The 22,951-nt window shown below is 65.7% G+C and carries 7 protein-coding genes; 5 read left to right on the forward strand and 2 right to left on the reverse strand.

Annotation, left to right across the window (positions count from 1 at the left end):
- From OO258_RS26740 to OO258_RS26760, 5 genes are all read left to right on the forward strand, one after another.
- Positions 1 to 609 (forward strand): phosphopantetheine-binding protein (locus OO258_RS26740; RefSeq protein WP_266034762.1); only part of this gene is annotated, 609 nt, incomplete at its 5' end.
- A complete protein-coding gene (locus OO258_RS26745; protein WP_266034765.1) occupies positions 609 to 3,998 on the forward strand; it encodes an amino acid adenylation domain-containing protein in 3,390 nt (1,129 codons plus the stop codon). The genes OO258_RS26740 and OO258_RS26745, both read left to right, overlap by 1 nt.
- Before the next feature lie 12 nt (positions 3,999 to 4,010).
- Positions 4,011 to 14,309 (forward strand): non-ribosomal peptide synthetase, encoded by a 10,299-nt coding sequence (locus tag OO258_RS26750; protein ID WP_266034768.1) that lies wholly within the window; start codon positions 4,011 to 4,013, stop codon positions 14,307 to 14,309.
- Entirely contained in the window at positions 14,306 to 17,485 is a 3,180-nt protein-coding gene (locus OO258_RS26755) for a non-ribosomal peptide synthetase (protein WP_266034771.1), read from the forward strand. The genes OO258_RS26750 and OO258_RS26755 overlap by 4 nt, the downstream gene beginning before the upstream one ends.
- A gap of 554 nt (positions 17,486 to 18,039) precedes the next feature.
- Positions 18,040 to 20,532, forward strand: a complete 2,493-nt coding sequence (locus OO258_RS26760) for a TonB-dependent siderophore receptor (protein WP_266034774.1) — start codon at positions 18,040 to 18,042, stop codon at positions 20,530 to 20,532.
- 57 nt (positions 20,533 to 20,589) lie between these two features.
- Here the strand turns inward: OO258_RS26760 and OO258_RS26765 are convergent, their stop codons facing one another.
- The gene (locus tag OO258_RS26765) at positions 20,590 to 21,468 is read right to left on the reverse strand and encodes a formylglycine-generating enzyme family protein (RefSeq protein ID WP_108192007.1); all 879 of its coding nucleotides are present in this window, start codon (positions 21,466 to 21,468) and stop codon (positions 20,590 to 20,592) included.
- Between the two features lie 37 nt (positions 21,469 to 21,505).
- Positions 21,506 to 22,951 (reverse strand): thioesterase domain-containing protein (locus OO258_RS26770; RefSeq protein WP_266034777.1); only part of this gene is annotated, 1,446 nt, incomplete at its 5' end.

Genomic DNA, 22,951 nt, shown 5'->3' on the forward strand with positions numbered 1-22,951 from the left:
TTCCGCATCGAGCTGGGTGAGATCGAAGCCCGCCTGCAGGCCCAGCCGCAGGTGCGCGAGGCCCTGGTGCTGGCCCAGGAAGGCGCGACCGGCCAGCAGCTGGTGGCCTACCTGATCCCCGCTGCCGAGGTAGCGCTGGAGCAGCAGGCCGGGCTGCGTGCGCAGCTGCGCGAACAGTTGAAGGAAGCGCTGCCGGACTACATGGTGCCGGCGCACCTGCTGCTGCTCGACCAATGGCCACTGACAGCCAACGGCAAGCTCGACCGCAAGGCCTTGCCCAAAGCCGATGCCAGCCTGTTGCAGCAAGGTTATCGCGCCCCAGGCAGCGAGCTTGAACAGCAGCTGGCAGCCATCTGGCAGGACGTGCTCAAGCTTGAGCAAGTGGGCCTGGACGACCACTTCTTCGAACTGGGCGGCCATTCATTGCTGGCCGTGAGCGTGGTTTCGCGGGTGCAACTGGAACTCGGCCTGAGCCTGACCCCGCAACTGATTTTCCAGCACCCAACCCTGGCGAGCTTCGCCGAACAGCTGGCCCAGGCATCTGCGCCGGCGGACACACAAACACTCAGCAAGCTGTCGGCTCTGCTGGACGAAATGGAGGAGGTGTGATGGACACCGCAGTCGCCACGAAAATTGCCCAGCGCTTCATCAATCTGCCGCTGGAAAAGCGTCGCCAATACTTGCAGAAAATGCTTGAAGAGGGCGTGTCCCCGGCCAACCTGCCCATTCCGCTGGTGCGCGACGACACCACCGTGGTGCCGTTGTCGTTTGCCCAGGAGCGCCAATGGTTCCTGTGGCAGATGGAGCCTCAGGGCACTGCCTACAACATCGGGGTCAGCCTGCGCCTGCATGGCCCGCTGAACCTGCAGGCCTTGCAAGGCAGTTTCGATGCGCTGCTGGCGCGGCACGAGAGCTTGCGCACCACGTTCACCCATGACAGCCGCGACGGTGGCCCGCGCCAGCGAATCGCCCCACAGCTGACGGTAGCGATCGAATGCAGTGAGCGCGGTGTGGGCGATGAGCAGGCGCAGGTTCAAGCCTTCGTCGAAGCCCACCGGGAGCAGCCGTTCGACCTGCAACACGGCCCCGTGTTGCGCGTGGCGTTGCTGCGCCTGGCGGCCGAGGACCATGTGCTCAGCCTGGTGGTGCACCACATCGCCGCTGACGGCTGGTCGCTGAAGGTCATGGTCGATGAACTGCTGCAGGGTTACAGTGCCTGCTGCCAAGGGCATGCCGTGGCTGTTCGGCCGCTGCCCATCCAGTACGCCGACTATGCCATCTGGCAACGGCGCTGGATGGAGGCCGGTGAGCGCGAGCGGCAGCTGGCCTATTGGCAAGCGCAGTTGGGTGGCCAGCAGCCGGTGCTGGAACTGCCCACCGATCGGCCCCGCCCGGGGCTGATGAGCTACCGCGGCGCACGGCATGACTTCAGCTTGCCGGCCGAACTGTGCCAACGCCTGCAAGACCTGGCCCGCCACGAAGGGGTGACCTTGTTCGTGCTGTTGCTGGCCGCGTTCCAGGCCTTGCTGCAGCGCTACAGCGGGCAGCAGGACATTCGCGTGGGGGTGCCCATCGCTAACCGCAACCGGGTAGAAACCGAAGGGTTGATCGGGTTTTTCGTCAACACCCAGGTGCTGCGCGCGCAAATCGAGCCGCAGCAGACCTTCCGCGCGCTGTTGCAGCAAGCCCGCCAGGCCGCCAGCGACGCCCAGGCCCATCAAGAGCTGCCGTTCGAACAACTGGTCGAAGCCTTGCAGCCGGGGCGCAGCCTGAGCCACAGCCCGTTGTTCCAGGTCATGTTCAACCACCAGCGCCAGGGCAATGGCCAGCAGGCCGCCAGCGACACAGCGCTGCGTATCGAGGCTTTGCCTGGCGAAACGCGCACCGCGCCGTTTGACCTCACCCTGGAAACCTTCGAAGCACCAGGGCAGATCGGCGCCTCGTTCAACTACGCCACCGATCTGTTCGATGCCACGACCGTGGCGCGCATGGCCGGGCACTGGCTGCAATTGCTGGACGGCATCGTGGCCGACGCGGGCCAGCGAATCGCTGCGTTGCCACTGCTCAGCGACAGCGAGCTGGACGTGATCGGCCAGGCCTGGAATGACACGGCGGTGCCGGTTGCCGACGCCTGTATCCAGCACCTGATCGAGCAGCGTGCCCATGCCACGCCGCATGCACCGGCCTTGCAGTTCGATGACCAGACGCTGAGCTACCAGCAACTCAACGAACACGCCAACCGCCTGGCCTGGCGCCTGATCGAAGGCGGCGTAGGGCCGGACGTCAAAGTCGGGGTGGCCCTCGAACGCTCGCCACAAATGCTCGTCGCCTTGCTGGCCGTGCTCAAGGCCGGGGGTGCCTATGTACCGCTGGACCCCCACTACCCGGACGAGCGGCTGGCCTACATGATGGAGGACAGCGGCATCAGGCTGCTGCTGACCCAGCCGTCGCTCCAGGCACGCCTGCCGATACCGGCCACGGTCCAGTGCCTGTTGCTGGCGCCCGAACACCCGCTGGGCAGTGGCTGCAACGCGGCAGCCTACGGTGTGCACAACCCGCAGCCGCAGCTGTCGGCCGAGCACCTTGCCTACATGATCTACACCTCGGGCTCCACCGGCAGGCCCAAAGGGGTGATGGTGCCCCACGGCGCGCTGGTCAACTTCATCGCCAGCATGGCCAAGGCGCCGGGGCTGGCTACCGACGACCGCCTGTTGTCGTTGACCACATTCTCGTTCGATATCTTCGGGCTGGAGGTGTACCTGCCGCTGGTGCAGGGCGCCTGCGTGGTCCTGGCCGGTCCGGATACTGCACAGGACCCGCAGCGGGTGCTGGAGCTGGTAGCGCGGCAGGCGGTGACCGTGCTGCAGGCCACCCCTTCGACCTGGCGCATGCTGCTAGACAGCGGCCGCGGCGAGGTGCTGGCCGGCTGCACGAAGCTGTGTGGCGGCGAAGCGCTGAGCGATGACCTGGCCCAGCGGTTGCTGGCCCTGGGCGGGCCGTTGTGGAACCTGTACGGGCCGACCGAAACCACCATCTGGTCGGCGCTGCACCGCTTGCAGCCCGCCAGGCCGCAGGCGTTGCTCGGCAGGCCCTTGGACAATACCCGGCTCTACCTGCTGGGTGAGGACCTGGTGCCGGTACCCGTTGGCGTTGCCGGCGAGCTGCTGATTGGCGGGGCGGGCCTGGCGCGCGGGTATTACCAGCGGCCAGGGCTGACCGCCGAGCGTTTCGTCCCCGACCCGTTCGCCGGGAACGGTGAACGGCTTTACCGCACCGGCGACCTGGCGCGTTACCGGGCCGAGGGTGTGGTGGAATACCTCGGGCGAATCGACCAGCAAGTGAAGATGCGTGGCTACCGCATCGAACTCGGTGAAATCGAGGCACAACTGGCGCGTCATCCGGCCATTCGCGAAGCGGCGGTAGTCGCCCGGCCGGGGCCTGGTGGCCAGCAGCTGGTGGCTTACCTGGTGCCGCAGGACGTGGCCGTGGTCGACGATGCGCAAACGCGGGAGGCACTGGGCGAGGCGCTGAAGCGGCAACTGCGCAGCGCGTTGCCGGAGTACATGGTGCCGACCTGGACGACGTTCGTCGCAACCTTCCCCCACACCCCCAATGGCAAGCTTGACCGCAACCGCCTGCCAGCCCCTGACCTGAGTGTCGCCCGGGTGGCCTACCTGGCACCGCAGAGCGAACTGCAGCAGCAGGTGGCGCAGATCTGGCAGGAGGTGCTGCACGTCGATCAGGTCGGCCTTGCCGACAACTTCTTCGACCTCGGCGGGCATTCGTTGCTGGCCACCCAGGTCACCGTGCGGCTGCGTGAGCAGTTGAAGCTGGAAACAGCGGTCAAGGCGCTGTTCACCACCCACGACCTGCAAGCCTACTGCGCCGAGATCGCTGGCGCTCAGCCGCAAACCCAGGCGGTCAACGATGCCTTGGCTAAATCCTTGGAGGCCCTCAAACGTCTATCAGCCGAAGATCTGGAAAATCTGATCTCTTGACAGGGGAAGGGCGTGCAAAAGTTAATCGAATCGGTAGCAACACTGTCGGCAAAGCAACGCAAAGCGCTGGCAGTGCTGCTCAAGCAGCAAGGTGTCGATCTGTACAGCGTGGCACCTGTTTTTCGACGCGATCCGACCGAGCCGCTTTCGCTGTCCTTCGCCCAGGAGCGGCAGCTGTTTCTTTGGCACCTTGAGCCAGACAGCGCCGCCTATCACCTGCCCAGTGCGCTGAACCTGCGTGGCACACTGGACCTGGCTGCCCTGCAGCAAAGCTTCGATGCGCTGGTGGCGCGCCACGAGTCGCTGCGCACCACCTTCGCCACCGACGGTGAGCGCACCACGCCAGTGATCCATGCCCCCGCGCCGGTGAGCATTGCCAGGCACACCTTGGCCCTGGCGCCCGGCGAGGACCGGGCGGCGCGGCTGCGCACCTGTATCACCGAAGAAATCCGCCAGCCGTTCGACCTGGCCCAGGGCCCGCTCCTGAGAGCCAGCCTGCTGTGCCTGGGGCCGGACGATCATGTGTTGCTGATCACCCAGCACCACATTGTCTCGGATGGCTGGTCGCTGGCGCTGATGGTGCAGGAGCTGGTGCACCTGTATCGCGCGTACAGCAGCGGCCAGCCTGCCAGCCTGCCGGCGTTGCCGATCCAGTACGCCGACTATGCCGCCTGGCAGCGTCAATGGATGGATGGCGGTGAACGGCAGCGCCAGCTAGCCTACTGGACCGCCCAGCTGGGCGGTGAGCAGCCTGTGCTGGCGCTGCCTGCTGATCGCCCGCGGCCGTTGCACAGCAGCTATCGTGGCGCCCGCATCGACCTGCCGCTGAGCCCGGTACTGGCCGAAGGCCTGCGGCAACTGGCACGGCGCGAAGGGGTGACCCTGTTCATGCTGTTGCTGGCGACCTTCCAGTGCCTGTTGCACCGCTATACCGGGCAGTCGGACATCCGCGTCGGCGTGCCGGTCGCCAACCGCACCCGCAAGGAAACCGAAGGCCTGATTGGCTTCTTCGTCAATACTCAGGTGCACAAGGCTGAAATCGATACGCACCAACCGTTCGTGCGCCTGTTGCAGCAGGTCAAGGCCACTGCGCTGGAGGCCCAGGCGCACCAGGACTTGCCCTTCGAGCAGTTGGTGGATGCCCTGCAGGTCGAACGCAGCCTGAACCGCAGCCCGTTGTTCCAGGTCATGTTCAACCATCGCAGCGCCGAGCGCCGGCTGCCAGGGGCCACACAGCTGCCAGGCTTGAGCGTGGAAGGGCTGGAATGGGAAGAAGTGAACGCCCAGTTCGACCTGACCCTGGACACGGTCGAGACCGCGGATGGCCTGTGGGCATCGCTGACCTACGCCACCGACCTGTTCGACGCGCCAAGCGTCGAGCGCATGGGGCAGCATTGGCAGCACCTGTTGCACAGTGTGGTAGCCCAGCCGCAACAGCCGGTGGGCGAGTTGCCGATGCTGAGCCCGCAGCAGACGCAAGCGGTGCTGCACGACCTTAACGACACCGCCACCGACTACCCCGGCGATTGGCGCGTGCATCAGCTGTTCGAGGCGCAGGCGCGTCGCCAGCCGGACGCCACGGCACTGCTGTTCGGCGACCAGCGCATGAGCTACCGGGCATTGAGTGAGCTGTCCAGCCAGTGGGCGCACAAGCTGATCGAGCAGGGTGTCGGCCCGGAAAGCCTGGTGGGTATCGCCGCCGAGCGTTCGCTGGAAATGGTCGTTGGCCTGCTGGCGATCCTCAAGGCTGGCGCCGCCTATGTACCGCTGGACCCGGACTACCCGGCCGAGCGGCTGGCCTACATGTTCGAAGACAGCGGCATCGAGCTGCTGCTGACCCAGGCGCACTTGCGCGAGCAGCTGCCGGCGTTTGCCGGGCAGGTGCTGCTGCTGGACCAGCCCGGCGAGCTGGGCGGTTATGCGCGGCAAGTGCCGGCGTGCCGGCTGCACCCCGAGAACCTGGCCTACGTCATCTACACCTCCGGCTCGACCGGGCGGCCGAAGGGTGCCGGCAACCGCCACCTGGCGTTGTACAACCGGCTGGCGTGGATGCAGCAGGCGTATGCGCTGGACAGCGCCGACACGGTATTGCAGAAAACCCCGTTCAGTTTTGACGTGTCGGTGTGGGAGTTCTTCTGGCCGCTGATGACCGGTGCACGGCTGGCCCTGGCGGCGCCGGGGGAGCATCGCGAGCCGGAGCGGCTGATCGACACCATCGAGCGCCACCAGGTCACCACCTTGCACTTCGTGCCGTCGATGCTGCAGGTGTTCGTCCGCGAGCCGGGCCTGCAGCGCTGCCACAGCGTGCGGCAGGTGATCTGCAGCGGCGAGGCGCTGGCGGTGGACACCCAGCAGCAGGTGTTCAGCCACCTGCCCGGTGCCCGCCTGCACAACCTGTACGGGCCGACCGAGGCAGCGATCGACGTCACCCACTGGACCTGTGTCGACGAAGGGCGTGACAGCGTGCCGATCGGCCAGCCGATCGCCAACCTGTACACGCACATCCTTGGCCCGGCGTTCGAAGCCTTGCCCCAGGTGGCCATGGGCGAGCTGATGCTCGGTGGCCAGGGCCTGGCGCGTGGTTACCATCGTCGCCCGTCGCTGACGGCCGAGCGTTTCGTGCCCGACCCGTTCGGCAGCCACGGCCAGCGGCTGTACCGCACCGGGGATTTGGCGCGCTACCGCGACAGCGGGGTGATCGAGTACTGCGGGCGTATCGACCATCAGGTGAAGGTGCGCGGGCTGCGTATCGAACTGGGTGAAATCGAGGCACGGGTGCTGGAGCACCCGCAGGTGCGCGAGGCGGTGGTGCTGGCCCAGGACAGCGGCCATGGCCAGCAGCTGGTGGCCTACGTACTGGCCGAAGAGCAGGACGTGGCGGTGGACGCCGCCGAACTGCGTGACAGCCTTCGCGAACAGCTCAAGGGCAGCCTGCCGGACTACATGGTGCCGACGCACATCCTGCAGGTGCAGGCCTGGCCGGTGACGGCCAACGGCAAGCTCGACCGCAAGGCGTTGCCCAAGCCCGACAACAGCGCCCTGCAGCAGGCCTACAGTGCACCGCAAGGTCCGCTGGAACAGCAGATCGCGGCGATCTGGCAGGACCTGCTCAAGCTGGAGCGGGTCGGCCGCAGCGACAACTTCTTCACCCTCGGTGGCGACTCGATCGTCTCGATCCAGGTGGTCAGCCGCGCCCGCCAGGCGGGCATCCGCTTCACCACCAAGGACCTGTTCCAGCACCAGACGGTACAAGACCTGGCCGCAGTCGCCCAGGTGGGGTGTGCGGCACAGGCCGACCAGCGCCCATTGCAAGGGCCAACCCCGATGCTGGCGGTGCAGCATGCCTTCTTCGACACAGCCATTGCCGAACGCCAGCAGTGGAACCAGTCGGTGCTGTTCCGCCCGCTGCAAGTGCTTGATGCACAGGCACTGGAGCAGGCGCTGCAGGCTCTGGTCACGCACCACGACAGCCTGCGCCTGAGCTTCGTCGAGATTGATGGGCAGTGGCAGGCCAGCTACCTTCCTGCCGGGCCGGTACAGCCACCTTTGCTATGGTGCGCGACACTGGCCGATGCCGGTGAGCTGCAGGCATTGGGCAACGAGGCCCAGCGCAGCCTCAACCTGGCCGATGGGCCGATGCTGCGCGCGGTGCTGGCAACCTTGGCGGACGGCAGTCAGCGCCTGTTACTGGCGATCCACCATCTGGTCGTCGATGGGGTGTCCTGGCGTATTCTGCTGGAGGACTTGCACCGGGCCTACCAACAATGTGCGGCCGGGCAGGCGCCACAGTTGCCCGCCAAGACCAGTGGCTTCAGGGCCTGGGCCGAACAGCTGCAGGCCTACGCCGGCAGCGACACATTGCAGGCCGAACTGGGCTATTGGCAGGCGCAGTTGAGCCATGCCAGCGGCAGCCTGCCGCAGGACAACAGCGCTGGCGCCCTGAGCAACCGGTACGCCCACACGGTCTACAGCCACCTGGACGGGGCGCTGACCCGACAGCTGTTGCAGCAGGCCCCGGCCGCTTACCGCACCCAGGTCAACGACCTGCTGCTGACTGCGCTTGCGCGGGTAATCTGCCGCTGGAGCGGCGAACCCTCGACCCTGATCGAGCTGGAAGGGCACGGGCGCGAAGCGCTGTTCGACAACCTCGACCTGGGCCGCACGGTCGGCTGGTTCACCAGCCTGTTCCCACTGCGGCTGAGCCCGGCGGCAACGCTGGATGGGTCGATCAAGCAGGTCAAGGAACAGCTGCGCGCTATGCCCGAAAAGGGCATTGGCTATGGTGTGCTGCGCTACCTGGCAGACGCTGCCAGCCGTGAGTGCCTGCGTGCCTTGCCGGTGCCGCGCATCACCTTCAACTATCTGGGCCAGTTGGATGGCCACCTGGCGACCGATGAGCAGGCGCTGCTGGTGCCCTGCGCAGACCCCAAAGGCGATGAGCAAAGCCTGGACGCACCATTGGGTAACTGGCTGACGCTCAATGGCCAGGTCTATGCCGGTGAGCTGAGCCTGGGCTGGACCTTCAGCAGCGACATGTTCGAAGTCGCCACCGTACAGCGCCTGGCCGATGAATACAGCCACGAGCTGCGCGCCTTGGTCGAACACTGCTGCCAGCGCGAACACGCCGGCATGACCCCGTCGGACTTTCCGCTGGCCGGCCTGACCCAGGCCCAGCTCGACAGCCTGCCGCTGCCGCCAGCGATGGTCGAGGACATCTTCCCGCTTTCACCCATGCAGCAGGGCATGATGTTCCATACGCTGCTGCAGCAGGGCGGGGATTACATCAACCAGCTGCGGGTCGATGTGACTGGCGTGGATCCCGAGCGCTTCCGTGCTGCCTGGCAAGCGGCAGTCGACTGCCATGACCTGCTGCGTGGCAGCTTCATCTGGGGTGAGCTGGCCAGCCCGTTGCAGATCATTCAGCGCGAGGCGCAATTGCCGTTCGCGGTGCATGACTGGCGTGGCCGTGACGACCTTGCCGATGCGCTGGAGGCGTTCGCTGCTGCAGACTGCGCGGCCGGCTTCGACCTGGGCAAGCCGCCGCTGTTGCGCCTGACCCTGATTCGCCTCGACGCGCAGCGTTATCACCTGATCTACACCAGCCACCACATCCTGATGGACGGCTGGAGCAATACCCGGCTGCTGGGCGAGGTGCTGCAGCGGTACCACGGCAGCGTGCCGGAGCAAGGGCCGGGGCGCTTCCGTGACTACATTGCCTGGTTGCAGCGCCAGGATGGCGCAGCCCGCCAGGCGTTCTGGACCCGCCAGTTGCAAGACCTGGATGCACCCACTTTGCTGGCCAGGGCCACGGACTGGGCAGCCGGTAGTGAAGGGCAGGGGCAGGTCGAGCGGGTACAGCAACTGGATGCCCGGCAGACCGCCCGCCTGGACGCCTTTGCCCGTGAGCGCAGGGTCACCGTCAATACCGTGGTGCAAGCGGCCTGGCTGCTGGTGCTGCAGCGCTATACCGGCCAGGCCTGCGTCGCCTTTGGCGCGACCACGGCTGGGCGGCCGGCCGAACTCAAAGGCATCGAGCAGCAGATCGGCCTGTTCATCAATACCTTGCCGGTCATTGCCAGCCCACGCCCGGAGCAAGCGCTGGGTGACTGGCTGGACACCGTGCAGGCGCTGAACATCGCCCTGCGTGAGTACGATCACACGCCATTGTTCGATATCCAGCGCTGGGCCGGGCAGGGCGGCGAAGCGCTGTTCGACAGCATCCTGGTGTTCGAGAACTACCCGGTGTCCGAAGCGCTGCAGGCCGATACCACCAGCAGCCTGGTGTTTGGTGAGGTGGCGAACCACGAACAGACCAACTACCCGCTGACGCTGGTGGTTAACCTGGGTACGCACCTGTCGCTGCAGTTGAAAGCCGATCGGGCACGGTTCAGTGCCCGGTTGGCCGAGCAACTTGGCGAGCACCTGTTGCAGGTGTTGCAGCAGATGCTTGAGAGCAGCGCCGAAACGGCGTTGGGCGAGTTGCCGATGCTGAGCCCGCAGCAGACGCAAGCGGTGCTGCACGACCTTAACGACACCGCCACCGACTACCCCGGCGATTGGCGCGTGCACCAGCTGTTCGAGGCGCAGGCGCGTCGCCAGCCGGACGCCACGGCACTGCTGTTCGGCGACCAGCGCATGAGCTACCGGGCGTTGAGCGAGCTGTCCAGCCAGTGGGCGCACAAGTTGATCGAACAGGGTGTCGGCCCGGAAAGCCTGGTGGGTATCGCCGCCGAGCGTTCGCTGGAAATGGTCGTTGGCCTGCTGGCGATCCTTAAAACTGGCGCCGCCTATGTACCGCTGGACCCGGACTACCCGGCCGAGCGGCTGGCCTACATGTTCGAAGACAGCGGCATCGAACTGCTGCTGACCCAGGCGCACTTGCGCGAGCAGCTGCCGGCGTTTGCCGGGCAGGTGCTGCTGCTGGACCAGCCCGGCGAGCTGGGCGGTTACGCGCGGCAGGTGCCGGCGTGCCGGCTGCACCCGGAGAACCTGGCCTACGTCATCTACACCTCCGGCTCGACCGGGCGGCCGAAAGGCGCCGGCAACCGCCACCTGGCGCTGTACAACCGGCTGGCGTGGATGCAGCAGGCGTATGCGCTGGACAGTGCGGACACGGTGTTGCAGAAGACCCCGTTCAGCTTCGACGTGTCGGTGTGGGAATTCTTCTGGCCACTGATGACCGGTGCACGGCTGGCCCTGGCGGCGCCGGGTGAGCATCGCGAGCCGGAGCGGCTGATCGACACCATCGAGCGCCACCAGGTCACCACCTTGCACTTCGTGCCGTCGATGCTGCAGGTGTTCGTCCGCGAGCCGGGCTTGCAGCGCTGCCACAGCGTGCGGCAGGTGATCTGCAGCGGCGAGGCGCTGGCGGTGGACACCCAGCAGCAGGTGTTCAGCCACCTGCCCGGTGCCCGGCTGCACAACCTGTACGGGCCGACCGAGGCAGCGATCGACGTCACCCACTGGACCTGTGTCGACGAGGGGCGTGACAGCGTGCCGATCGGCCAGCCGATCGCCAACCTGTACACGCACATCCTTGGCCCGGCGTTCGAAGCCCTGCCGCAGGTGGCCATGGGCGAGCTGATGCTCGGTGGCCAGGGCCTGGCGCGTGGTTACCATCGTCGCCCGTCGCTGACGGCCGAGCGTTTCGTGCCCGACCCGTTCGGCAGCCACGGCCAGCGGCTGTACCGCACCGGGGATTTGGCGCGCTACCGCGACAGCGGGGTGATCGAGTACTGCGGGCGCATCGACCATCAGGTGAAGGTGCGCGGGCTGCGTATCGAACTGGGTGAAATCGAGGCACGGGTGCTGGAGCACCCGCAGGTGCGCGAGGCGGTGGTGCTGGCCCAGGACAGCGGCCATGGCCAGCAGCTGGTGGCCTACGTACTGGCCGAAGAGCAGGGCATGGCAGTGGACGCCGCCGAACTGCGCGACAGCCTTCGCGAGCAGCTCAAGGGCAGCCTGCCGGACTACATGGTGCCGACGCACATCCTGCAGGTGCAGGCCTGGCCGGTGACGGCCAACGGCAAGCTCGACCGCAAGGCGTTGCCCAAGCCCGACAACAGCGCCCTGCAGCAGGCCTACCGGGCGCCGCAAACCCCGCTCGAGCAGCACGTTGCGGGTATCTGGCAGCAGGTGCTCGGCCTGGAGCGGGTGGGCCTTGGCGACCACTTCTTCGAGCTGGGTGGTCACTCGTTGCTGGCGACCCAGGCGGTATCGCGGATGCGCAAGCTGCCGGGTGTGCAAGTGACGTTGCGTGACCTGTTCGATCACCCGGTGCTGGAGCGCCTGCTGGCAGCGCTCGGCGGCGCTGGCAAGGCTGCGACCGCGCACGGTGTCGAGCTATTGGCCCATGGCGAAAAAGCCACCGCACCGTTGTCGTTGATGCAGCGGCGCTTGTGGGTTGCCGAACAATTGTCCGGGGGCAGTGCTGCCTACGGCATGCCATTGGCCCTGCGCCTGCAAGGGCCGCTGCAGGTCGAGGTGTTGCGCAACAGCCTGAACGCGCTGGCGCGGCGACATGAAGTGTTGCGTACGGCCTACGTGCAGGATGACGAGGGTGATCCGCTGGCGCTGATTGCCGACCGGATCGAGGTGGATATCGCCCTCGACGACTGGTCCGGGTTCAGCCCGCAGGAGCAGCAACGGTGCATTGCCGAAGCCACCCTGGCCAACGCCAGCACACCGATTGCACTGGAGCATGCGCCGTTGTTGCGCTGCCGTCTGGCGCGCCTGGCAGACCAGGAACATGTGCTGTTCTTCGCCATGCACCACATCATCTCCGATGGCTGGTCGATGGGCGTGCTGGTCCGCGACCTGGTTGACATCTACCGTCACAGCGCCCCAGGGCAGACCCACCTTCTGGCGCCGTTACCGCTGCAGTATTCAGACTTTGCCTTGTGGCAGCAGGCCCTCGAGCAGGCGGGTGAGCTGCAGCGCCAGGCAAGCTACTGGCAGCAGGCCTTGGCCGGCCATACCGGCCGCCTTGAGCTGCCACTGGAGCAGCCGCGCAGCGATCAGGCCTCCCATGCCGGCGGTGCGGTGGACTTCAGCCTGTCGCCGGCATTGACCGATGCGCTTGGCCAGTTCGCGGCCAAGGCCGGGGTGACCCTGTACAGCACGCTGCTGGCAGCGTTCCAGTGGTTGATGCACCAGACCAGCGGTGCTCACGACGTACTGGTCGGGGCCGACACCGCAGGCCGCCAGCACAGCGAACTGGAAGGCCTGATCGGCTTCTTCGTCAATGTGTTGCCGCTGCGATCCAGAGTGAGCGATGGGCTGGCCTTCGGTGACTTCGTGCAGGGCACCCAGCGCACCTTGCTCGCGGCCCTGGAGCATCAGGACCTGCCGTTCGACATGATCGTCGAGGCCCATGGCGCCCCGCGGGTGCGCGGCATGAACCCGCTGGTGCAGGTGCTGTTCGTGATGAACAACCTGCCCGTACGCAGCGAAGCCCTGGCCGACATTACCGTGCAGGCGCTGCCCGCCCCGGCGCTGTATTCGAAGTTCGACATGGCCCTGTTCATCGAACAGGAGGCCGGGCAGCTCAGTGGCAACTGGCAGTTTGCGACAACGCTTTTCAGGCAAGAGCATATCCAGCGACTCGTCAGCGCATGGATCGCGATGCTCGAACAGATCGTCAGTGTTCAGGATACGAGGTGGCAAGCGATGAACGTTCCATTACAGGGTGGCGGCCTGGCCGGCAGCACACCGGTAAGCGCCCCGGCCAGCAAGGCCGACAAGCTGGGCAAATTCCTCAAGCGCTCTGCCGGCGCCACTGCAGCTGCACCGCCACGGGCGGCGGTGCGCGAGTCGCTGCTGGTGCCAGGCCAGCTGTTCCCGTTGCTCGTCGAGCCGGGCGATGCATCGATCGACCTGATCGAGTGGGTGCGTAACAACCGGCCGCTGGTCGAACGCAAGCTGGGCGAGCATGCCGGGATCCTGTTCCGCGGCTTTGCCCTGGATGGCATCCAGGGGTTCGAAGCATTCGCTGAAGCTGTACAGCCGGGGCTTTACGGCCAGTACGGTGACCTGCCGAAGAAGGAGGGGGGCAAGAACACCTACCGCTCCACGCCGTATCCGGAAAAGAAAATGATCCTGTTCCATAACGAGAGTGCGCACCAGGACAGCTGGCCGCGCAAGCAGATGTTCTATTGCGAGCAGCCTTCGCCGGTCGGCGGTGCCACCCCGGTAGTCGACTGCCGCCTGATGTACGAAAGGCTGCCGCAGGCGCTGCGGCAGACCCTCGAGGACCAAGGGCTGCTTTACGTGCGCACGTTCGCCGACAAGCTCGATGTGCCATGGCAGCATTTCTTCCGCACCGATGACCGCGCCGAGGTCGAGGCCCGTTGCCGTGCCGCTGGCATCGAATGGCGCTGGCTGGACAACGACGAGTTGCAGACCCGCACCCGCTGCCCGGCAATCATCACGCACCCGATCACCGGTGCACGTTCGTTCTTCAACCAGGTGCAGTTGCACCACATCTATTGGCTGGAGCCCGATGCACGCGAAGACCTGCTGGCCATGTTCGGCCTGGAGCGCATGCCACGGCATGTGTACTTCGGCGATGGTTCGCCGATCCCCGACCAGGACATGCAACTGATCGGCGAGCTGTATGAAGCCTGTGCCGTGCGGTTCCAATGGCAGAAAGGCGACGTGATCCTGGTCGACAACATGCTGGCTGCGCATGCCCGTGACCCGTACGAGGGGCCGCGCAAGATCGTCGTGGCGATGGGCGACATGTTCGACCGGGCCGCGCTGGAGGCGGCTGCGGCCATGCAAGTGATGGCGACCGAGGGGGGCGAGGAATGAACAGTTACGTAGACCAGGCCGAGGATATCGGTTTTGCCCTGACCGTCGACCAGCAACACTGGCTCGACGCCTTGCCCGCCTGCCCGGGCTGGTCACAGGCCGCGACGTTGCTGAAGGTCTGCATTCAGGGCAGGCCGGACCAGGCACGCCTGAGCCAGGCACTTGGGCGCCTGGTCGAGCGCCACCCGATATTGGCCGGGCGCCTGGGCACTGCTTCGGGATACCGTGGCCTGCGCCAGTTCATCGGTGCTCGCCAGCCAGCCCTTCAGTTGGCGGTGCAGGCCGATGCGCAGGGGGCGGCACTGCTTGAGCTTTGGCTGCAGCAGCGCTTCGACATCGACCAGCTGCCAGCTGCACAGGCCTTGCTGGTACCTGCCGCCGATGCCGGGCACTGGCAGTTGTGGCTGGGCGTGGCGGGCTTCGCTTGCGATGGGGCTGGCATGGCCATGCTGTACCGGGACCTGTTGGCCCTGTATGACAACACGCCAAGCGGGCTGGATGAAGACCTGCCCGAAGCCTTCGGCCAGTACCTGGAGTGGCGTGCCGAGGTAGCCCAGGATGAGGATGCAGCGGCAGCCCGCGGCTACTGGCAAGGGCACCTGATGCCAACGGCGCAGGGCATGAGCGCGCCGTGGCCAGCCTACCGTCAGGACCAGCCAGCGACACACCAGGCGCATCACCAGGTCAGCCTGCCGCTGGGGTTGCAGGGGCAGTTGCAGCAGTTGGCCGCAGCCCGTCAGGTCAGCCTGGATACCCTGCTGCAGGCGGCGTGGTGGGGCTTGCTCGGCCGGCTTGGCGATAGCAACCGGTTGTTGGGCGCCTGGCAGCACGATGCGCGACAAGATTATGACTACTTCGCAGCCAGTGCGGGGTCGTTCAGCAAGTGCTTGCCGGTGTACCTGCAGTGGGCTGAACAAGCCACTTTCGGCGAGCATCTGGCAACGCTGGCGGCACTGCTGGAGCAGCATGTGACGTGGCAGGAGTACTGGGTACCGGAATGGGTACCCACAGCCGTGCCGACCGTGGCGTTTTCCACTACTCCGGCGCTGGCGCCGCAGGTTGCTGGCGGGCTGTGCTGGCAGGGCGAACTACTGGCGCCACGCCTGCCGGCGGGCATCGAGCTGCAGCTGCGCATTTGCCCTGCGGCGGGTGCTGACCAACCGATTACCGTGAGCCTGGATTACCTGGCCGGGCGCTACAGTGCCCGCGGCATGCAAGGCCTGCTGGAGCAGTACATTGAATTGCTGCGCAGCATCGCCCAGGCACCGGACCGCCCGCTGCGGCAGTTGAACCTGCTGGGTGAAGCGGAGCGCCAGCGCCTGTTGTCGATCAACCCTGCGCCGCAACCACTGGGTGCGGCGTCGCTGGCGGCACGGATCAGCCAGTGGGCAATCGACACCCCCGACGCGCTGGCGCTGGTCGCGGGGGACTCGGGCCTGAGTTATGCCCAGCTGGAGCAGGCTGTGCAGCGCCTGGCGCTGGCGCTGCAGCAGGCCGGCGTGCAACCCGGGGCGGTGCTGGCACTGGCGCTGCCGCGCTCGCTGGACTGGGTCGTGGCGATGTTGGCCAGTTGGCGCGTCGGCGCGGCCTACCTGGCGCTTGAGCCGCACTGGCCCGTTGCCCGGCAGGTGCGCCTGATGACACAGGCCGGCGCGACGCAGGTGCTGGTCGAACCGGCAGCGATGGCCAGCCTGCGTGAGCAGGGCATAGCGGCGCTGAGCCTTGACAGCCTTTACCCGCTGGCGGTTGACACTGCACCGCTGCAACCGCATGCAGCCAGCGCCACCGATGCGGCCTATGTCCTGTTCACCTCGGGCTCGACAGGCACCCCAAAAGGGGTGGTGATCGAGCACCGGCAACTGCTGAACTACACCGCAGGCGTGTGCCACACGCTGGCGCTGGAGCACTGCCGTCACTTTGCCTTCGGCTCGACCGTGTCGGCCGACCTTGGCCATACCACGCTGTTCGCTGCCTTGCATGTGGGCGCGACACTGCACGTAGCTGCCGACGAGGTGATGAAGGATGCCGAACTGTTCGCTGCGTACATCGAGCAGCAGGCAATCGACTGCCTGAAGATCGTGCCGTCGCACCTGAGCGCGTTGCTGGAGTCGAAGGCACCGGTATTGCCGGCAACGGTCATCCTGGGTGGCGAAGCCCCGAATGCGACGTTGCTGCAGCGCCTGTTGCAGATTCGCCCGGACTGCCGACTGTTCAACCATTATGGCCCGACCGAAACCACGGTCGGGGTCATGGTGCACCCGGTGCGGGCGGTGCCCACAGGCACCCTCGGGTTGTCGCAGGTATTGCCTAACAACCAGGTCTATGTGCTGGATCAACACATGCAGTTGGCGGTCACCGGCGTGCTGGGCGAACTGTACATTGGTGGGCAGCAGGTGTGCCGCGGTTACCTGCAAGAGGTGCAGGGTGACCAGCCGGCTTTCGTCGAGAGCCCGTTCGTGGCAGGCGAGCAGCTTTACCGCACCGGCGACCTGGCGCGCTATCGCCCGGACGGTGCCATCGAGCTGCAGGGGCGGCGCGACCATCAGGTGAAGATACGCGGCTTTCGCATCGAGCTGGCCGAGATCGAGGCGCAGCTGTCGGGCGCCCCTCAGGTGGTCGAGGCAGCGGTGGTGTGCGACGGCGAAACGCTGAGTGCCTACGTCGGCTTGCGCGACGAGGCCACGCCGGCTGCCCTTGACGCGATCCGCGAGCACCTTGCCCGGCAACTGCCGGCGGTGATGTTGCCGCGTACCCTGCAGGCGCTGCCGCGTCTGCCGCGCCTGGGTAACGGCAAGCTCGACCGGCAAGCGTTGCGGCAAGTGGGCAGTGAACCTGCGGCGGGCTTGCAGGCCCCGCGTGATGCACTGGAAACCGTGATTGCACAGCGTATGGCGCAACTGCTGGGGCTGGAGCAGGTAGGTATCGAGCAGGACTTTTTCGCGCTGGGCGGGCATTCGCTGCTGGTCATCAAGCTGGCGGCCGGTATCCGCAAGTCGCTGCAGTGCGACATCAATCCGGGTGTCATTTTCGACCACCCTACGGTTGCTACCCTTGCCCAGGCGCTGCGCGAACGCGAAGCCAACCCTGGCCAGTTGCTCAAGCTGGCCCAGGCCCGTTTGCGGCTCGACAGCATGAGCCCCGAAGAAAAAGCCCGGCTGCTGGAAAAGAGCCGCTGAGCATCACCCCCAGGGGCGGCCAGTTAAACGGTTAGGGCCCACAGGTGCTTGCCTTGAGATGCTGAGGGCCTGTGAGATCGAGCGCCGCCCGCGCGGCGCTTCGCGGGGCAAGCCCGCTCCCACTGTCTGTTTCGGGCCAATCACGCTTGTGAGTTCACCGCTGGCCGCCTTGTTTGTTCCATTCGATATCGGCTGCGCCCCAGGTCTTCACCAATTTCCAGCCATGCACCCAGGGTTCGCGCGCCAAAGGCACAGGAATAATTGGCCCAAAACAGATGTGGGAGCGGGCTTGCCCCGCGAAGCGCCGCGCGGGCGGCGCTCGATCGCGGTGAATCCCGTTGCTGGATACTAATGCAAAAAATTCTCATTCTGGATTTTCAACGGTCATGCGTCTTATGTAGGAGCGCGCTGAAAGCCACGCGTGGCCAGCCGTTCTGAATTGCGTGTCAGGCGCCTGTCGCGGGATCTGCCCGGGGGAGGATGGGCAGATCGGCCCAGTGGGCCGTTGGCAGGCGCGGGACGATTTCATTACACGATATAAATAGAGAAATACCATGCCAGCAGGATTTTTCGAGTTCAAACCATTGGTCAAGGCGCTCTGCATGTCCCGCTCCATCGGCGCCCGCTCATCACGGGCGTTGCTCGGCAAAGGGGTGCTGGGCGCTGCATTGATGCTGCCCGTGGCCGCCCAGGTCTGGGCTCAGGGTGTCAGCTTCGACATCGCCGCCCAGTCGCTGCCCAACGCTTTGCGTGCGCTTGGCGAGCAGGCCGATGTGCAGTTCATCTACAACGCCTCGGAAATGGCCGACCTGCGTGGCAACGAAGTGCGCGGCAGCTACACCGTCGACGCGGCAGTGGCGCAACTGTTGCGTGGCCTGCCGGTCAGCTACAGCCTGGACGGCAATACCCTGACCCTGGTGCGGCGTGAGCGGGCAGCGTCCTCGGCGCTGGAACTGGGCGCCACCAACATCACGGGCAACACCCTGGGCGTGACCACCGAAGGCAGTAACTCGTATACCACCGGTGGCGTCACCATCGGCAAGAGCGAACACAAGCTCAAGGACATTCCGCAGAGCGTGACGGTGATGACCCGCAAGCGCATGGATGACCAGAACATCACCGACTTGCCGACGCTGTTGGCCAACGCGCCGGGCATGACCTTCGCCAAAAGCCCGGGTACCGGCGGCTTCATCACCTCGCGCGGCTTTGAGATCGACTCGCTGCAGTACGATGGCGTGCCCATGACCCGTGGCATCTACGCGCTGGGCAGCTACCTGACGGAACCCACGGCATTCTATGACCGTGTCGAACTGCTGCGTGGCGGCGCTGCGCTGCTGCAAGGGGCCAACAGCCCCGGTGGCGCGATCAACTTCGTGCGCAAGCGCGGCCAGGCCAAGCCGACAGTCACCCTGACCGCCCAGGCCGGTTCCTGGGACCACTATGCCACCCAGGTTGACGTTGGCGGCCCGCTGAACGAGGCGGGCAACATCCGTGGGCGTGCCGTGGTCGACTACGATACGCGCAACTCTTTCATCGACTATGTGGGTGGCTGGGAGCAGAAGGTCTACGGTGCGCTGGACTTCGACCTGTCTGAAGACACCACCCTCGGTGTCGGCATCAGTGATCGCAAGACGCGTTTCACGCCCATGGTCGCGGGTTTGCCGCGCTTCAGTGATGGCCGGGATGTAGGCTTGTCGCGTTCGACCTTCACCGGCTCCGACTGGAACCGCGGCATGACCGAGCAGCTGGCGTTGTATGTCGACCTCGAGCACCGCTTCAACGACCACTGGAAGTTCAAGACCGCGGCGGTGGCGATCAACGAGCGCAACGAAATGACCTACGCCTACGTGGTAGCGCCGACCGGCCTGGCCAACGATGGGTCCGGGTTGTACGACTGGCGCTATGCCACTGATTTCAACTCCCACAGCCGCGGCCTGGACATGTTCGTCGATGGCGACTTCAACGGTTTTGGCTTCGACCAGGAAGTGGTGTTCGGCGGTAACTACTCACGCTTCACCAGCGACAACACCATGGCGGTGGTGCGCAGCGCCGGGGCGAACATTTTCGATCTCGACAACCACTTGCCCTTCGAGAACTACGACAGCCTGGCGGCCCGTGGTACGCGTACCGACAGCCAGTACAAGATCGTGCAGAAAGGTATCTACGGTACCTGGCGCGTCAAGCTGACCGACCCGCTGACCTTGATCCTGGGCGGGCGTACCAGCTGGTACTCCTACGATTACGATTCCCAGGTCTATCAGGCCGGCGTCCATCAGTACGACAGCCCGGCCTCCAAGGCCAACAACGGTGTCGTCACCCCTTACGCGGGCCTGGTGTACGAATTGACGCCGCAATGGTCGGCCTACGCCAGCTATGCCGACGTCTTCATCCCGCAGAGTGCCATTGGCGTGGGCGGCTCCACGATCGAGCCGATCACAGGTAGCAACTACGAGCTGGGCTTGAAGGGCGAGCTCAACGACGGCCGGGTCAATACCAGCGTCGCGCTGTTCCGCTATGACCATGAAAACCGCGCGGTGCCGATTCTGAACACCGAATCGTTGTGTGGCGGCTCCAACTGCTCGGCAGCGTCTGGCAAAGTGCGTAGCCAAGGCCTTGAAGCGGAGATCAGCGGTGAGGTGCTGCCGGGCCTGCAAGCGTCGGCCAGCTATGTCTACAACACCACCAAGTTCCTCAAGGACAACACCTACGAGGGCAAGATCTTCTCCACCTGGACGCCGAAACACTCGGTGAAGGTGTGGACGGACTACACCCTGCCTGGTGACTTCAGCCGCTTCAGTGTCGGCGGCGGTTTCAACAGCCAGAGCAGCACCGTTGCCTACGACCGCAAATTCGATTCGCCCGGCTTCACCATCTGGAATGCGCGCCTTGGTTACAAGGTCAGCGACGAAGTCAGCCTGGCGGTCAACTTCAACAACATCTTCGACAAGGTGTACTACATCCCGTCGTATGCTGCGGTCAGTGCCAACAACTACTACGGCGACCCTCGCAACTTCATGTTCTCGGTCAAATACACCCCACAGTTCTGAACCTAGGGCCACGCAGGCCATCTTGGCGGGTACCCCGCCCAGATGGCCTGCGCCAGGTCACAGCTCCCGCGCTACACGAAAGCCCAGGAAGTCGCCACGTACCGTGCGTTCGCGATCATTGCGATTGCCCGAACGCGAGAAGATCGGCGCTTCACCCCAGTCATTACCGCGCATGTGCGCCGCCTGGCAAAGCCCGCCGTCGGCCTCCATCCAGGCGCTGCCATCGCTGGGCGCGCCGACGTAGTCCTTGTGGTAGCAGTCGGCGACCCATTCATACACGTTACCGTGCATGTCATAGACGCCAAAGGCATTGGGCGGGTAGCTGCCTACCGGTGAGGTGTAGCTGTAGCCGTCCTTGGGGCCGTAAGTATTGGCGTGCTTGCTGATCTGGTAGTCGCCTTCTTCGTCGAACGGGAACGGGAACGGCCCGGTGGAGCCGGCCCGTGCCGCGTACTCGCGTTCGGCCTCGCTGAGCATGCGGTAAGTGTGGCCGGTTTTCTTGCTCAGCCACTGCGCATAGGCCTGCACATCGTAGTAATCGACGCACACTGCCGGCTGGCGCGGCCCCTGCTGGTAGCGAGGCTTGCTGGCCTGGCACAGGCGCCCTGGGCGTTTGTCACCGTCCTTGATGACCACGCCGGTTTCCTTGATATAGGCATCCAGCTCGCCAGCGGTGACCTGGAAGCGGCTGATGGCGAAGGGTTTGGCGAAGGTCACGGTATGTTGCGGGCCTTCGTCGGGCTGCTTGCCCGGTTCGTCATCCGGCGTGCCCATGACGAAACTGCCCGCAGGCAGCACGACCATTTCCGGGCAGCCGGCCTTGCAATCCTGGAAGACCTCGCCCGGGGTCTTGCTGGCAGCCTGGGCGAGTAGCGGGCAGGCCGCCATGGCCAGGGCAAGGGCCAGGCCGGTGACGGTGTAGGGGGCGCACTTCATGGCGAACGTTTCCTTTTTGGCAGGTGTGACGGGGTATTCAGGGTGCCGGGCAGCTACGGCCGAACGCCTCGATGAACGAGTCGATCAGGGGCTGCTCCAGCATCATGGTTTCGTGTGGGTAGGGTGAGTGTTGCGAAACGTCCAGCTCACCCCCTGCGCAGAACTGGCGAATGACCTGCTCGGCGGCGTGAATGTGTGCTGCGCTCTTGTGCACCTGCGACCACCAGCAGCTGGGCTTGACCCTGAGCGGCGCGAGGGTGAAATCGGCGAAGCTCGCTTCCAGCTGATCGTGGATGTCGAACGCCTGGGCATTCATGATCTGGGCCTTGGCACTGGCCAGCACGCCCTGGACATCGCTGCCAGCGTCAGCCAGGTGCGCCGTGGCCCACTGGTAGAACGCCTTGACGTCCTGAGTAGGGTTGGCGTGCAGCTGCTCGGCGGCGGCCTGTTTGGCCTGCGGGAACAACAGCCCGAACAGCTCGACGGTGTCTTGCAGCTCGCGCTGGCCCGGTGCATCGCTGTGGCGGGCTGGGCGAGGGGTGTGCTGGGGGAACGCGGCGCGGCTTAACTGCGCCTCGGGCAGGGTGCTGTCGACCAGCCCCAGGAATGCGACCTCGCAGCCGGCCTGTTCCAGCTGCCGGGCGATGTCCCAGGCAATGCTGCCGCCCAGGGACCAGCCCATCAGGCGGTATGGCCCGGAGGGTTGTGCCTGGCGGATCTGTGCGGTGTAGTCGGCGATCATCGCTTGCCAGCCCTGCCGTTCGGCCGGCGCCGGGCTGCCGCCCCGGTGCTGCACGCCGTAGACGCAAGCCTGCGGCTCCAGGCACCTGGCCAGTGGCTGATAGCTGAAGACCATGCCGCCGCTGGGGTGGATACAGAACAATGCAGGCAGCGGTGTGGCCGGGCGGTTGAGGGGCACGATGCACGGGCTCGCGCCTGCATGCTCACGGCCCAGATGTGCAGCCAACAGGTCGATGCGGGGGTAGGCGAGCAGGTCCTGGATACGCACTGCCAGGCCCAGTTCCTGCTTGATGCTGGCCAGCAGCTGGATGGCCAGCAACGAGTGGCCACCCAGTTCGAAGAAGTGATCGTCGCGGCTGATACGTTCGACGTTTAGCGCGGTTTGCCACAACGTGGCCAAGGCCTGTTCCAGCGTGCCCTGGGGGGCATTGTAGGCCTGTTGCAACAGGCTGGCATCGGCCTTGGGCAGGGCCTTGCGGTCGAGCTTGCCGTTGGCTGTCAGCGGCCACCGGTCGAGCAGCAGCAGGTGCGCCGGGACCATGTAGTCCGGCAGCGCTTCCTTCAACTGTTCGCGCAGCTGCGCGCGCAGCCCGGCCTGCTGCTCCAGCGCTACCGCGGCAGCGGGGATCAGGTAGGCCACCAGCTGCTGGCCGGTCGCGCCTTCCTGGGCCAGCACCAGGGCCTCGCGCACCTGCGGCTGGGCCTGCAGGCGGGCTTCGATCTCACCCAGCTCGATGCGGAA

The sequence above is a fragment of the Pseudomonas sp. DCB_BI genome (genome assembly GCF_026240995.1).
GTDB lineage: Bacteria > Pseudomonadota > Gammaproteobacteria > Pseudomonadales > Pseudomonadaceae > Aquipseudomonas.

Excerpts from the sequence above, each read along its gene's own strand:
- OO258_RS26745 (WP_266034765.1), top strand. The coding sequence starts at position 609 with ATGGACACCGCAGTCGCCACGAAAATTGCCCAGCGCTTCATCAATCTG.
- OO258_RS26755 (WP_266034771.1), top strand. The coding sequence starts at position 14,306 with ATGAACAGTTACGTAGACCAGGCCGAGGATATCGGTTTTGCCCTGACC.
- OO258_RS26760 (WP_266034774.1), top strand. The coding sequence starts at position 18,040 with ATGCCAGCAGGATTTTTCGAGTTCAAACCATTGGTCAAGGCGCTCTGC.
- OO258_RS26765 (WP_108192007.1), bottom strand. The coding sequence starts at position 21,468 with ATGAAGTGCGCCCCCTACACCGTCACCGGCCTGGCCCTTGCCCTGGCC.